At 60.6% G+C, this 14,428-nt stretch carries 12 protein-coding genes; 11 read left to right on the forward strand and 1 reads right to left on the reverse strand.

The window, feature by feature from the left end:
• Positions 1–79: 79 nt before the first annotated feature.
• The 10 genes from ACLD1X_RS00465 to ACLD1X_RS00510 all read left to right on the forward strand — a co-directional run bounded on the left by ACLD1X_RS00465 (position 80) and on the right by ACLD1X_RS00510 (position 11,877).
• Complete coding sequence (locus ACLD1X_RS00465) at positions 80–1,090, forward strand: ornithine carbamoyltransferase (RefSeq protein ID WP_429365671.1); 1,011 nt, start codon at positions 80–82, stop codon at positions 1,088–1,090.
• 147 nt (positions 1,091–1,237) lie between these two features.
• On the forward strand, positions 1,238–2,167 hold the full coding sequence (gene arcC / locus ACLD1X_RS00470) for a carbamate kinase (protein ID WP_429365672.1): 930 nt from the start codon (positions 1,238–1,240) through the stop codon (positions 2,165–2,167).
• Between the two features lie 12 nt (positions 2,168–2,179).
• Positions 2,180–2,542 (forward strand): DUF5064 family protein, encoded by a 363-nt coding sequence (locus tag ACLD1X_RS00475; protein ID WP_429365673.1) that lies wholly within the window; start codon positions 2,180–2,182, stop codon positions 2,540–2,542.
• A 203-nt stretch (positions 2,543–2,745) separates the two neighbouring features.
• Positions 2,746–4,254: a sigma-54-dependent transcriptional regulator gene (locus ACLD1X_RS00480; protein ID WP_429365674.1), complete on the forward strand. Its 1,509-nt coding sequence runs from the start codon at positions 2,746–2,748 to the stop codon at positions 4,252–4,254.
• 427 nt (positions 4,255–4,681) lie between these two features.
• Positions 4,682–5,065 (forward strand): glycine cleavage system protein GcvH, encoded by a 384-nt coding sequence (gene gcvH, locus ACLD1X_RS00485; RefSeq protein WP_007982298.1) that lies wholly within the window; start codon positions 4,682–4,684, stop codon positions 5,063–5,065.
• Between the two features lie 11 nt (positions 5,066–5,076).
• Positions 5,077–7,929, forward strand: coding sequence for an aminomethyl-transferring glycine dehydrogenase (gcvP, locus tag ACLD1X_RS00490; protein WP_429365675.1), 2,853 nt, complete (start codon positions 5,077–5,079; stop codon positions 7,927–7,929).
• 202 nt (positions 7,930–8,131) lie between these two features.
• Positions 8,132–9,508, forward strand: a complete 1,377-nt coding sequence (locus tag ACLD1X_RS00495; RefSeq protein WP_429365676.1) for an L-serine ammonia-lyase — start codon at positions 8,132–8,134, stop codon at positions 9,506–9,508.
• A 36-nt stretch (positions 9,509–9,544) separates the two neighbouring features.
• A complete protein-coding gene (gene gcvT / locus ACLD1X_RS00500; RefSeq protein ID WP_429365677.1) occupies positions 9,545–10,669 on the forward strand; it encodes a glycine cleavage system aminomethyltransferase GcvT in 1,125 nt (374 codons plus the stop codon).
• A gap of 403 nt (positions 10,670–11,072) precedes the next feature.
• Positions 11,073–11,285 carry a cold-shock protein gene (locus ACLD1X_RS00505; protein WP_007931076.1) on the forward strand — a complete coding sequence of 71 codons (213 nt, stop codon included), beginning with the start codon at positions 11,073–11,075 and terminating at the stop codon, positions 11,283–11,285.
• A 94-nt stretch (positions 11,286–11,379) separates the two neighbouring features.
• A complete protein-coding gene (locus ACLD1X_RS00510; RefSeq protein WP_429365678.1) occupies positions 11,380–11,877 on the forward strand; it encodes an RDD family protein in 498 nt (165 codons plus the stop codon).
• Positions 11,878–12,000: 123 nt separating this feature from the next.
• Here the strand turns inward: ACLD1X_RS00510 and nadA are convergent, their stop codons facing one another.
• Positions 12,001–13,059, reverse strand: a complete 1,059-nt coding sequence (nadA, locus tag ACLD1X_RS00515; protein WP_007995624.1) for a quinolinate synthase NadA — start codon at positions 13,057–13,059, stop codon at positions 12,001–12,003.
• A gap of 351 nt (positions 13,060–13,410) precedes the next feature.
• On the opposite strand from nadA, the gene ACLD1X_RS00520 reads away from it, so the two are divergent.
• Entirely contained in the window at positions 13,411–14,367 is a 957-nt protein-coding gene (locus ACLD1X_RS00520) for an alpha/beta fold hydrolase (RefSeq protein ID WP_429365679.1), read from the forward strand.
• Positions 14,368–14,428: the final 61 nt, after the last annotated feature.

Genomic DNA, 14,428 nt, shown 5'->3' on the forward strand with positions numbered 1-14,428 from the left:
TTACCTTGGCCCGCGCTGCCCTCTATCCAAGGGCATGTGCTCGGACCAAGGGGATAACCGACACCTTAGGAGATCCAAAATGGCGTTCAATATCCATAACCGCAATCTGCTGAGCCTGGAACACCACACCCCTCGCGAATTGCGCTACCTGCTCGACCTGTCCCGCGACCTCAAGCGTGCCAAGTACACCGGCACCGAACAGCAGCATCTCAAGGGCAACAATATCGCGCTGATCTTCGAAAAGACCTCGACCCGCACCCGCTGCGCGTTCGAAGTTGCTGCCTATGACCAGGGCGCCAATGTCACCTACATCGACCCGAACTCTTCGCAGATCGGTCACAAGGAAAGCATGAAGGACACCGCCCGAGTGCTCGGGCGCATGTACGACGCCATCGAGTACCGTGGCTTCAAGCAGGAGATCGTCGAGGAACTTGCCAAATACGCCGGCGTACCGGTGTTCAACGGCCTCACCGACGAGTATCACCCGACGCAAATGATCGCCGACGTGTTGACCATGCGTGAGCACGCCGACAAGCCCATCCACGAGATCAGCTACGCCTACCTCGGCGATGCGCGCAACAACATGGGCAACTCGCTGCTGCTGATCGGCGCCAAGCTGGGCATGGACGTGCGCATCTGCGCGCCAAAAGCCCTGTGGCCGGCGGACGACCTGGTGGCTCGCTGCAAACAGTACGGGGAAGAAAGCGGCGCGCGCATCACCCTCACCGAAGACCCGAAAGCGGCGGTCAAGAACGTGGACTTCATCCACACCGACGTCTGGGTGTCGATGGGCGAGCCGGTCGAAGCCTGGGCCGAACGCATCCAGCAACTGCTGCCGTACCAGGTCAACGCCGAGCTGATGAAAGCCACCGGCAACCCGCGCACCAAGTTCATGCACTGCCTGCCGGCGTTCCACAACAGCGACACCAAGATCGGCAAGCAGATTGCCGAGCAGTACCCGCACCTGAAGAACGGCATCGAAGTGACCGATGACGTGTTCGAGTCGCCGGCCTGCATCGCCTTCGAGCAAGCGGAAAACCGCATGCACACCATCAAGGCGATTCTGGTGTCGACGCTGGCTGACTTGTAAATCCACGCCCCCTCCTTGTAGGAGCGAGCTTGCTCGCGATGAGCCCGAGAGCGCCGCGTAATTCCAAAAAATTTCGCGTCACCGTTGACGACCATCGCGAGCAAGCTCGCTCCTACAGGGGATCACCGAACTCAGAAGGACTGCACCATGCGTATCGTCGTAGCTCTAGGCGGTAATGCCCTGCTCCGCCGGGGCGAACCCATGACCGCTGACAACCAGCGCGCCAATATCCGGATCGCCACCGAACAGATCGCCAAGATTCATCCCGGCAACCAACTGGTCATCGCCCACGGCAATGGCCCCCAGGTCGGCCTGCTGTCCTTGCAGGCGGCGGCCTACACTTCCGTCACCCCTTACCCGCTGGACGTGCTCGGCGCCGAAACCGAAGGCATGATCGGCTACATCATCGAGCAGGAACTGGGCAACCTGCTGGACTTCGAGGTCCCCTTCGCGACCTTGCTGACCCAGGTCGAAGTCGACGCCAACGACCCGGCCTTCAAAAACCCGACCAAACCCATCGGCCCGGTCTACAGCAAGGCCGATGCGGAAAAACTCGCTGCCGAAAAAGGCTGGGCCATTGCCCCGGACGGCGACAAATACCGTCGCGTGGTCGCCAGCCCGAAACCCAAGCGCATCTTCGAAATCCGTCCGATCAAATGGCTGCTGGAAAAAAGCAGCATCGTGATCTGTGCCGGTGGCGGCGGCATTCCGACCATGTATACCTCGCCCGGCAAACTCGAAGGCGTCGAAGCGGTCATCGACAAGGACCTGTGCTCGGCGCTGCTGGCCGAACAGCTTGAAGCCGATCTGCTGGTGATCGCCACTGACGTCAACGCCGCTTTCATCGACTTTGGCAAACCCACGCAGAAATCCATCGCCAAGGCGCATCCCGACGAAATGGAAAAACTTGGCTTCGCCGCCGGCTCCATGGGACCGAAGGTGCAGGCAGCCTGCGAATTCGCACGCCATACTGGAAAGGTCGCGGTGATCGGCTCACTCGCGGATATCGAAGCGATCGTCCAGGGCACGGCCGGCACGCGCATCAGCACGGCGACACCTGGCATAACCTACTTGTAAGGAGAGACGCCCATGGCACAGTTTGAGCCTGGTCACTTGCACATCGAGCGTCATGCGCTGACACCGGACGATGTCAGCTACAACGTGCACCTCGACTATGAAGTCAGCAAGAATGCCAAAGGTGAAAAAGGCATCCAGTTCACCATGCACGGCAGCATTCAGGGCAAGGTCATGTCGGAGCCCTTCTTCCTGCCCAGGGAAGAGGCCTACAACTTCGCCAGCAACGTGACGAAAATCGCCGAGAAGTACGGTATTCCAAAGACCCATAGTCAGATCGGCTCGACACACAAGCACTACGACCTGATGTTCGAGGACATACGCAAACAGCTGAACATGAAATCCGGCGACCCGATAGATCTCGAGAAATTCGAGTAACCCACATTTCCCCTGTGGGAGCGGGCTTGCTCGCGAAGGCGTCGTGTCAGACACCATACTTGGCGACTGATACACCGCTTTCGCGAGCAAGCCCGCTCCCACAGGAGGATCATCGCCCCATTGAAGTCCGCGCAGGATTTCACCATTAGCCCGCCCCAAGGCATACTTGCCACCCTCCGCACTGCAGAACCCGAAACCGCCCCATGCGTATCCACGTCAGCTTCATCGACCGCGTCGGTATCACCCAGGAAGTCCTGGCCCTGCTCGGCGGGCGTAATCTGAACCTGGATGCGGTGGAAATGGTCCCGCCCAATGTTTACATCGACGCCCCGACCCTGAGCCCGCAAGTCCTCGAAGAACTGCGCGATGCCCTGTTCAGCGTGCGTGGCGTGCAAGCGGTGACGGTGGTCGACATCCTGCCCGGCCAGCGCCGGCATCTGCAGCTCGACGCGTTGCTGGCCGCCATGACCGACCCGGTGCTGGCGCTGGACAGCGACGGCAAGGTGCTGCTGGCCAACCCGGCCTTGATCGCCCTGTACGGCCGCGAACCCGACGGTGAAAGCGTGGCCGACCTGTTTGCCGACCCGGCCTTGCTCGACGCCCTGCTCGAACACGGCTTTCGCCTGCCGCTGCGGGAAATCACCGTCAACGGCCAGACCTTGTTGCTCGACGCCACACCGATCACCGACGCCGGCGCCCTGCTGACCCTGTACCAACCGAACCGCATCGGCGAACGCCTGTCCGCGCTGCACCATGACCATGCCGAAGGTTTCGATGCACTGCTCGGCGAGTCCCCGGTGATCCGTACCCTCAAGGCCCGCGCCCAGCGGGTGGCGGCCCTCGATGCACCACTGCTGATCCAGGGTGAAACCGGCACCGGCAAGGAACTGGTGGCCCGTGCCTGCCACGCCATCAGCGCACGGCACAGCGCACCGTTTCTGGCGTTGAACTGCGCGGCATTACCGGAGAACCTCGCCGAAAGTGAACTGTTCGGCTACGCCCCCGGGGCTTTCACCGGCGCGCAACGAGGAGGCAAGCCAGGGCTGATGGAGCTGGCCAACCAGGGCACGGTGTTTCTCGATGAGATCGGCGAGATGTCGCCGTATCTGCAGGCCAAATTGCTGCGCTTCCTCAACGACGGCAGTTTTCGCCGGGTCGGCGGTGACCGTGAGGTCAAGGTCAACGTACGGATTCTCAGTGCGACCCACCGCGACCTGGAAAAAATGGTCAGCGAAGGCCTGTTCCGCGAAGACCTGTTCTATCGCCTCAACGTCCTCAACGTTGAAGTGCCGCCATTGCGCGAGCGCGGCCAGGACATTCTGCTGCTGGCCCGCTACTTCATGCAGCAGGCCTGCGCGCAGATCCAGCGCCCGATCTGTCGCCTGGCGCCGGGCACTTACCCGGCGCTGCTGGGCAACCGCTGGCCAGGCAACGTGCGGCAATTGCAGAACGTGATCTTCCGCGCCGCGGCGATTTGCGAAAGCAGCCTGGTGGACATTGGCGACCTCGACATCGCCGGCACCTCGGTGGCCCGCCAGAGCGACCATGACGTCGACAGCCTGGAGCAGGCCATGGACGAATTCGAGAAAACCCTGCTGGAAAAACTCTACGTCAGCTACCCCTCGACCCGGCAACTGGCGACCCGCCTGCAAACCTCCCACACGGCGATTGCCCATCGGTTGCGCAAGTACGGGATTTCGAGCAAGGCCTGAACCACACTCGGTCAATGTGGGAGCGGGCTTGCTCGCGAATGCGTAGTGTCAGGCAGCATTGATATCGACTGACATACCGCTTTCGCGAGCAAGCCCGCTCCCACAGGTTTTGTGTCCGGAGCGAAACCGCGCCAAAAACGACCTCCACCTGTACTGAAAGCGCTACAGCGGAACGATATCGCTACACCCCTCTCCGATCACGGCTGTGCAAGGCTTTGATCCACCTCGGCTTTTATCCTCGACATACGCCGTATCGATTTCGCTACAGCAATTGAATTTCAGCCTTTGTCTAAATCACCTAAATCATTGATTAATAACAATAAAAACAACGTTGGCCGCGTTCTTGCTATGTAGTCCTCCATAACCAGGGCATCGCCCAAGCATTCAATCGCGTCCACCAGACGAGTCTGGCCCCTTAGGAGTTTCCATGAGCGAGTTGCGTTTTACTGAAGATCACGAATGGCTGCGCACCGAAGCTGACGGCAGCGTCACTGTCGGCATCACCGCTTTTGCACAGAACGCCCTGGGCGACGTGGTTTTCGTTCAACTGCCTGAGCTGCAGTCCTACGACAAAGGCGCCGAAGCCGCCACCGTGGAATCGGTAAAGGCTGCCAGCGGCGTGTACATGCCGCTGGACGGCGAAGTACTGGAAGTGAACCCGGCGCTCGACAGCAGCCCGGAACTGGTCAACGAAGATCCGCTGGGTGAAGGCTGGTTCTTCCGTTTCAAACCAAGCGACGCCACCGCCGTCGGCCAACTGCTGGATCAGGACGCCTACGACCGCCTGATCAAAGCCCAAGCCGAAGCCTGAGGAGCACCGACATGACCCAGATCAATCTGACTACCGCCAACGAATTCATCGCCCGTCACATCGGCCCGCGTGCCGGTGACGAGCAAGCGATGCTCAACAGCCTCGGTTTCGACTCCCTGGAAGCCCTGAGCGCCAGCGTGATTCCCGACAGCATCAAGGGCACCAGCGTCCTCGGCCTGGAAGACGGCCTGAGCGAAGCCGATGCCCTGGCCTTGATAAAGTCCATCGCAACAAAAAACCAGCTGTTCAAGACCTACATCGGCCAGGGTTACTACGGCACCCACACGCCGTCGCCGATCCTGCGCAACCTGCTGGAAAACCCGGCCTGGTACACCGCCTACACCCCGTACCAGCCAGAAATTTCCCAAGGCCGTCTTGAAGCGCTACTGAACTTCCAGACCCTGATCAGCGACCTCACCGGCCTGCCGATCGCCAACGCCTCCCTGCTCGACGAAGCCACCGCCGCTGCCGAAGCCATGACCTTCTGCAAACGCCTGAGCAAGAACAAAAGCAGCCACGCGTTCTTCGCCTCCGTGCATTGCCACCCGCAGACCCTCGACGTACTGCGCACCCGTGCCGAGCCACTGGGCATCGACGTAGTGGTCGGCGACGAGCGTGAACTGAGCGACGTGACGCCGTTCTTCGGCGCCCTGCTGCAATACCCGGCGAGCAACGGTGACGTGTTCGATTACCGCGAACTGACCGAACGCTTCCACGCCGCCAACGCCCTCGTTGCCGTGGCTGCCGACCTGCTGGCCCTGACCGTGCTGACCGCGCCGGGCGAATTCGGTGCCGACGTGGCCATCGGCAGTGCACAACGCTTCGGCGTGCCGCTGGGCTTCGGTGGCCCGCACGCGGCGTACTTCTCCACCAAGGACGCCTTCAAGCGTGACATGCCGGGCCGCCTGGTCGGTGTTTCGGTAGACCGTTTCGGCAACCCGGCCCTGCGCCTGGCCATGCAGACCCGCGAGCAACACATCCGTCGCGAGAAAGCCACCAGCAACATTTGCACCGCGCAAGTACTGCTGGCCAACATCGCCAGCATGTATGCCGTGTACCACGGTCCAAAGGGCCTGACGCAAATCGCCAATCGCGTGCATCACCTGACTGCAATCCTGGCCAAGGGCTTGAGCGCACTGGGCCTGAACGTCGAGCAAGCGAGCTTCTTCGACACGCTGACCGTGAAGACCGGCGCTGATACCGCCACCCTGCACGACAAGGCGCACGCCCAGCGCATCAACCTGCGCGTGGTCGATGGCGAGCGCCTGGGCCTGTCCCTGGACGAAACCACCACTCAGGCCGACGTTGAAACCCTGTGGGGCTTGCTGTCCGACGGCAAGGCCCTGCCGGACTTCGCCGCCCTCGCCGCCTCGGTGCAGAGCACCATCCCGGCCGCGCTGGTGCGCCAGTCGCCGATCCTCAGCCACCCGGTGTTCAACCGCTATCACTCGGAAACCGAGCTGATGCGCTACCTGCGCAAACTGGCGGACAAAGACCTGGCGCTGGACCGCACCATGATCCCGCTGGGTTCGTGCACCATGAAACTCAACGCCGCCAGCGAAATGATCCCGGTGACCTGGGCCGAATTCGGTGCCCTGCACCCGTTCGCCCCGGCCGCACAAAGCGCCGGCTACCAGCAATTGACCGACGAACTGGAAGCCATGCTTTGCGCTGCAACCGGTTATGACTCGGTGTCCCTGCAACCGAACGCCGGTTCCCAGGGCGAATACGCAGGTCTGCTGGCGATCCGTGCCTACCACCAGAGCCGTGGCGAAGACCGTCGCGACATCTGCCTGATCCCGTCGTCGGCCCACGGCACCAACCCGGCCACCGCACAAATGGCCGGCATGCGTGTCGTCGTCACCGCGTGCGATGCCCGTGGCAACGTCGACATCGAAGACCTGCGTGCCAAGGCCATCGAGCACCGCGAACACCTCGCTGCACTGATGATCACCTACCCGTCGACCCACGGCGTGTTCGAAGAAGGCATCCGCGAAATCTGCGGCATCATTCACGACAACGGCGGCCAGGTGTACATCGACGGCGCCAACATGAACGCCATGGTCGGCCTCTGCGCACCGGGCAAGTTCGGCGGCGACGTTTCGCACCTGAACCTGCACAAGACTTTCTGCATTCCGCACGGCGGTGGCGGCCCGGGTGTCGGCCCGATCGGCGTGAAATCGCACCTGGCGCCATTCCTGCCGGGCCACGCACAGATGGAGCGCAAGGAAGGCGCCGTTTGCGCAGCACCGTTCGGCAGCGCAAGCATTCTGCCGATCACCTGGATGTACATTCGCATGATGGGTGGCGCAGGCCTCAAGCGTGCATCGCAGTTGGCGATCCTCAATGCCAACTACATTTCCCGTCGCCTCGAAGAGCACTATCCGGTGCTGTACACCGGCAGCAATGGCCTGGTGGCGCACGAATGCATCCTCGACCTGCGTCCACTGAAAGACAGCAGCGGCATCAGCGTCGATGACGTCGCCAAGCGCCTGATCGACTTCGGCTTCCACGCACCGACCATGTCGTTCCCGGTAGCCGGCACGCTGATGATCGAGCCGACCGAAAGCGAATCCAAGGAAGAACTGGACCGTTTCTGCGACGCCATGATCCGCATCCGCGAAGAAATCCGCGCAGTGGAAAACGGCACACTGGACAAGGACGACAACCCGCTGAAAAACGCTCCGCACACCGCCAAGGAACTGGTTGGCGAGTGGTCGCACCCGTACAGCCGTGAGCAAGCGGTTTACCCGGTTGCGTCGCTGATCGAAGGCAAGTACTGGCCACCGGTCGGTCGCGTCGACAACGTGTTTGGCGACCGCAACCTGGTCTGCGCCTGCCCGTCGATCGAAAGCTACGCTTAAACCAATGAGGGGCGGCTTGCCCGCCCCTCTCAAGAACACCGCATATCCCCTTGTGGGAGCGGGCTTGCTCGCGAAGGCGGTGTGTCAGGCGCCTCATGTGCTGCCTGTTACGCCGCCTTCGCGAGCAAGCCCGCTCCCACAGGGTCCAGTCTTCCTACAAGATTTTCGTCAAATTCCAATAACAAGAAACCGGAGAACCACCATGTCGTTAAGCGTGTTCGACCTGTTCAAGATTGGCATCGGCCCCTCCAGTTCCCACACCGTCGGCCCGATGCGCGCCGCTGCGCGTTTCGTCGAAGGTTTGCGTCGGGAAGGGCTGCTGACGGCCACCACCTGCGTCAAGGTCGAGCTGTACGGCTCGCTCGGTGCCACCGGCAAGGGCCACGGCAGCGACAAGGCGGTATTGCTCGGTCTGGAAGGCGAGCATCCGGACACCGTGGACACGGAAACCGTCGCCGCCCGTCTGCAAGACATCCGCGGTAGCGGTCGCTTGAACCTGCTCGGCGAACACAGCATTGCGTTCAACGAGAAAGAACACCTGGCGATGATTCGCAAACCGTTGCCCTATCACCCCAACGGCATGATTTTTCGCGCCTTCGACGCCGCCGGCCTGCAAGTCCGCAGCCGCGAGTACTACTCGGTCGGTGGTGGTTTTGTGGTCGATGAAGACGCCGCCGGCGCCGACCGCATCGTCGAAGACGCTACACCCCTGACGTTCCCGTTCAAAAGCGCCAAGGATCTTCTCGGTCATTGCGTCAAGTATGGGCTGTCCATCAGCCAGGTGATGCTGACCAACGAAAGCGCCTGGCGACCGGAGGCGGAAACCCGCGCCGGCCTGCTGAACATCTGGCAAGTGATGCAGGACTGCGTGGCCGCCGGTTGCCGCAATGAAGGCATCCTGCCCGGCGGGTTGAAGGTCAAGCGCCGCGCCGCCGCGCTGCATCGGCAACTGTGCAAGAACCCGGAATCGTCTTTGCGCGACCCGCTGTCGGTGCTCGACTGGGTCAACCTCTACGCGCTGGCGGTCAACGAAGAAAACGCCAACGGCGGGCGCGTCGTGACGGCGCCCACCAATGGTGCGGCCGGGATCATTCCCGCGGTGTTGCACTACTACATGCGCTTTATCCCCGGCGCGAACGACGACGGCGTGGTGCGTTTTCTGCTCACTGCCGCCGCCATCGGCATTCTGTACAAGGAAAACGCCTCGATCTCCGGCGCCGAAGTCGGCTGCCAGGGCGAAGTCGGCGTTGCCTGCTCGATGGCCGCCGGTGCCTTGTGCGAAGTGCTGGGCGGCAGCGTGCAACAAGTGGAGAACGCCGCGGAAATCGGCATGGAACACAACCTCGGGCTGACCTGCGACCCGATTGGCGGGCTGGTGCAAGTGCCTTGCATCGAGCGCAACGCCATGGGCTCGGTCAAGGCCATCAATGCCGTGCGCATGGCCATGCGTGGCGACGGGCAGCACTTCGTCTCCCTCGACAAGGTCATCCGCACCATGCGCCAGACCGGCGCCGACATGAAAAGCAAATACAAGGAAACCGCCCGTGGCGGTTTGGCGGTCAACATTATCGAGTGCTGATGTGCGCTCATCTGCACCCTTCTTCAGGAGCTGAATATGTCCACCGAACAACTGTTGAAAACCCCGCTGCACGCACTGCACATCGAGCTCGGCGCGCGCATGGTGCCGTTCGCCGGCTACGACATGCCCGTGCAATACCCGCTGGGCGTGATGAAAGAACACCAGCACACCCGTGACCAGGCCGGGCTGTTCGATGTCTCGCACATGGGCCAGATCCGCCTGACCGGCGCCAATGCCGCCAAGGCCCTGGAAACCCTGGTGCCGGTGGACATCATCGACCTGCCGGTGGGCATGCAGCGTTACGCGATGTTCACCAACGCGACCGGCGGCATTCTCGATGACCTGATGGTCGCCAACCTGGGCAACGACGAACTGTTCCTGGTGGTCAACGCCGCCTGCAAAGACCAGGACCTGGCACACCTGCGCCAGCACATTGGCGACCAGTGTACGATCGAGCCATTGTTCGAAGCGCGCGCCCTGCTCGCCCTGCAAGGCCCGGCCGCAGTCACTGTACTGGCGCGTCTGGCCCCGGAAGTGGCAAAAATGACCTTCATGCAGTTCGCCCGCGTGAAGCTGCTGGGTGTGGACTGCTTTGTCAGCCGCTCGGGTTACACCGGTGAAGACGGTTTCGAAATTTCCGTTCCCGCCGCCAATGCCGAAGCCCTTTCCCGCGCCCTGCTGGCGGAGCCGGAAGTCGAAGCCATCGGCCTTGGCGCCCGCGACTCCCTGCGCCTGGAAGCGGGCTTGTGCCTGTACGGCCATGACATGAACACCGACACCACCCCGATCGAAGCCAGCCTGCTGTGGGCCATCTCCAAGCCACGTCGTGCCGATGGCGCGCGTGCCGGCGGCTTCCCGGGCGCCGAAAGCGTTTTCGCCCAGCAACAGGCAGGTGTCAGCCGCAAGCGCGTCGGCCTGTTACCGCAGGAACGCACGCCAGTGCGCGAAGGTGCCGAGATCGTCAACGAAGCCGGCGACATCATCGGTAGCGTCTGCAGCGGCGGTTTCGGGCCGACCCTGGGCGGGCCGTTGGCCATGGGTTATGTCGACAGCGCTTACATCGCACTGGACACCCCCGTCTGGGCGATCGTTCGTGGGAAAAAGGTGCCTTTGCTTGTAAGCAAAATGCCATTCGTTGCACAACGCTACTATCGCGGCTGATTGAATGTTCCTATAAGTAACGCGGTTGCGTTAACAGCGCACTAATGTGTAACGCAACCGCCATAAAATAGTGCATTGTTTGGCTCTAAGCTTCGATTATGAACTTTGCTTATAACGATCGAAAACATTTGAACAGCGCTAGCGTATAAGGCCCCACTAGTGGACTGACTTTGCCATCAACCTGAGGAAATACGGGGCCTTCACAGGGCTTGTTTTTTCTCCCGTAGTTGGCGTAGAGTTTGTTCACTGTGTTTGCATGGGTCGCTTGGAATCGTGACCTGGGCAGTAGCCTACAAGTTAGCTACATCCCGTTCGACGTCTTCTTACTCTCCTGCAACCAGCCCCAGTACTCTTTCATGAGAAAGAGACTGTCATTAATTTTTTGCGTCAAAGGAAATAAGAAATGTCCCAACGTCAGAGCGGTACCGTCAAGTGGTTTAACGACGAGAAAGGTTTTGGTTTTATCACTCCAGAAAGCGGTCCGGATCTGTTCGTGCATTTCCGCGCTATTCAGGGCAACGGTTTCAAGAGCCTGAAAGAAGGCCAGAAAGTGACCTTCATCGCTGTGCAGGGCCAGAAAGGCATGCAGGCTGACGAAGTACAAGCAGAAGGCTAATCTTCTGTAACGAAAAAGCCCCTGATGCTGACATCAGGGGCTTTTTTGTGCGCGTAAATCCGTAAAATGGCTTCTTTTTCGCCGAGAGCCTGTCATGTCGAAACACCTGCTTACCCCCCAGGGCGACTTTCCTGCCGCTGGCCTGGGTCGTCGTCTGGCAGCCATGTTCTATGACTTCCTGCTGTGCACCGCCCTGCTGATCGTCACCAGTGGCATCTACAAGATGATCCAGATGGCGATCATCGGCGAAGAAAGGATGCGCACCCTGACCGAAGCGGGTGCCCTGGACGGTGATCCCCTGCTCTCCACGGTCCTGTTGTTCGTATTGTTCGGCTTTTTCGCCAAATTCTGGACCTGGTCCGGTCAGACCCTGGGCATGCAGGTGTGGTGCATCCGGGTGCAGAATGCCGACGGCTCATCCATCAGCCTGTGGCAGGCGCTGCTGCGCTTTGTCGTGTCGATCGCTTCACTGCTGTGTGTCGGCCTGGGGTTTTTCTGGTCGCTGTTCGACAAGCGGAAACGCAGCTGGCATGACATGTATTCCAATACCGAACTGGTGCGGATTCCGAAGAAGACCAAAAATAGTCCCTGAACACACAAACCAATGTGGGAGCGAGCCTGCTCGCGAAGCGGTGTATCAGCAACGTTTATGTTGGCTGGCACTCCCTCTTCGCGAGCAGGCTCGCTCCCACAGTTTTTTGCGATCTGACGGCTATTAAGCGTTACCCGCCAGCTTCATCCGCGCAGCCTGAGTGAAATCGAGCATGCGCTTGAGCGGCCGAATCGCCTGCGGGATCAGCGCCGGATCGACAAAGATCTCGTTCGCCCCTTCTTTCAACGCCTTCAGCGTGCGCTCAAGGGTGTTCATGGCCATCCACGGGCAATGCGCGCAACTGCGGCATGCCGCGCCGTTACCCGCCGTCGGGGCTTCGATAAAGACCTTGTCCGGGCACAGCTGCTGCATCTTGTAGAAGATGCCGCGGTCGGTCGCAACGATCAGCGTCTTGTTCGGCAGGCTCTGTGCCGCCGCGATCAACTGACTGGTGGAGCCTACGGCATCGGCCAACTCGATCACCGATGTCGGCGACTCAGGGTGCACCAGAATCGCCGCATCCGGGTACAGCGCCTTCATGTCCTCAAGCTGCTTGGACTTGAACTCTTCGTGAACGATGCAGGCACCGTCCCACAGCAGCATGTCGGCGCCGGTCTGGCGCTGGATGTAGGTACCCAGATGCTTGTCCGGGCCCCAGATGATGGTCTCGCCGTTGTCCATCAGGCTTTCGACGATTTCCAGCGCACAGCTTGAAGTCACAACCCAATCCGCTCGGGCTTTTACCGCAGCGGAAGTGTTGGCGTACACCACCACCGTGCGCTCCGGGTGCTGATCGCAGAACGCGGAAAACTCGTCCACCGGGCACCCCAGGTCGAGCGAGCAGGTCGCTTCGAGCGTCGGCATCAGTACGCGCTTTTCCGGGTTGAGGATCTTGGCGGTCTCGCCCATGAACTTCACGCCGGCGACGACCACCGTCTTGGCTGGATGGGCGTTGCCGAAGCGAGCCATCTCCAGCGAGTCGGAAACGCAGCCGCCCGTCTCTTCGGCCAGCGCCTGAATGACAGGGTCACAATAGAAGTGAGCCACCAGCACCGCGTCCTGAGCCTTGAGCTCGGCAGCGATGGCAGCACGGTAATAAGCCTCTTCATCGGCGGTCAGCGGCTTTGGCTGCTTGGCGTCGAGGTGGGCTTGAACCAGAAGGCGTTCGGAAATTTGCGTCATGTTCGCAAGACCTGCAGGCGCATTCGCGCGAAAGTCGAGTATACACCCGGCTCCGGACCCTTCGGGGTACCGCCGGGAAAGTGGGTATTGATCAGGCACGGACAGCGTTGAAGCTGCGCAAGGCTACAGAATATCCGACGGATGCAAAAGATGATTCTGACCAGGACGATGAATAGACGCGCCCTGATACAAGGCCTATGAGCTTGATCTTTCGGAAAAAACATTCGCCGTTGCAGTTACCGCACAAAACCTGAATGGCTTTGCCACTAACCTGTGCAGGGCGGATAGCGGTGTGACGCCGGCTAAAGGACACCGCCCGCCCGAAACCGGAACAACCAAAGGACTGAACACATGTCGATCCAACATCTGATCAAGATCATGACCGCCTCGACCCTGCTGCTCACAGCATGGTTGATGTCTTCAACGCTCGTGCTGGCGGGCACTGACCTGAATCCAGCTTCGACTACCCGGCATTGTGAAACCCCACCTCTGTGCGCGCGCCTGATCCAGGCAGGCAACAGCACCTGGTCGTATTACGAAAGCGCGCGGCAGGGGCCAACGGTGATCCTGATCCACGGTTTTTCATCAAGCAAGCAAGTCTGGTTCGAACTTGGCCAGGCGTTGAGTTCGCACTTCCACGTCATCATCCCTGACCTCCCGGGCTGGGGAGCCTCCACCGGCCATGCACATGCAAACTATGACATCGAGACGCAAGCGACCCGGCTCCATGAGTTTGTCCTGGCGCTCGAAGCCGAGAACATCACCCTTATCGGGCATTCAATGGGTGGAGCCATCGCCGGCGTGTACGCAGCCGATCAACCGCAGCGCGTCAGCCGGCTGGTATTGGCAGGCGCACTGGGCCTGAGCTTCAGAGACAATGATTTCATGCGGGAATTGAATGCTGGAGGCAATCCGTTTATCTACGATGATCGCGCTGGCGTTGAACGCACTGCCCGCCTCGTCTATCTGGACCCTCCACAGATGTCTGAGCGGCAAGTGCAGGAAGCAATCCTGGCCAACCGCGCACAGCGAGCGTTTATCGAATCCACCCTGGCGCAGATTCGCCCCGCCTCGCAATGGCTCGCCCTCGACCACCGGCTGAAAAAATTGAACATGCCGGTACTCGGCATCTGGTGTCGCGAGGATAAAGTGATTGATGTCTCGGCGCTGGACACGTTGCGCAACGGGCTTCCTGCCAACTCAGCGAACGACTCGGTCATCCTTGAAGGGTGCAACCACCTGCCGATGATCGAACGCCCTGCCGAGACGCTTCAAGCACTGGACACCTTCATTGCAACGAGTGACTAGCCCAATGCAGCGGTGGCACGGGTACTTTCTTGCGGGCAAAAAAAAATCCGGAAATCCTCAC

The sequence above is a fragment of the Pseudomonas sp. 18173 genome (assembly GCF_050432945.1).
Taxonomy (GTDB): Bacteria; Pseudomonadota; Gammaproteobacteria; order Pseudomonadales; family Pseudomonadaceae; genus Aquipseudomonas.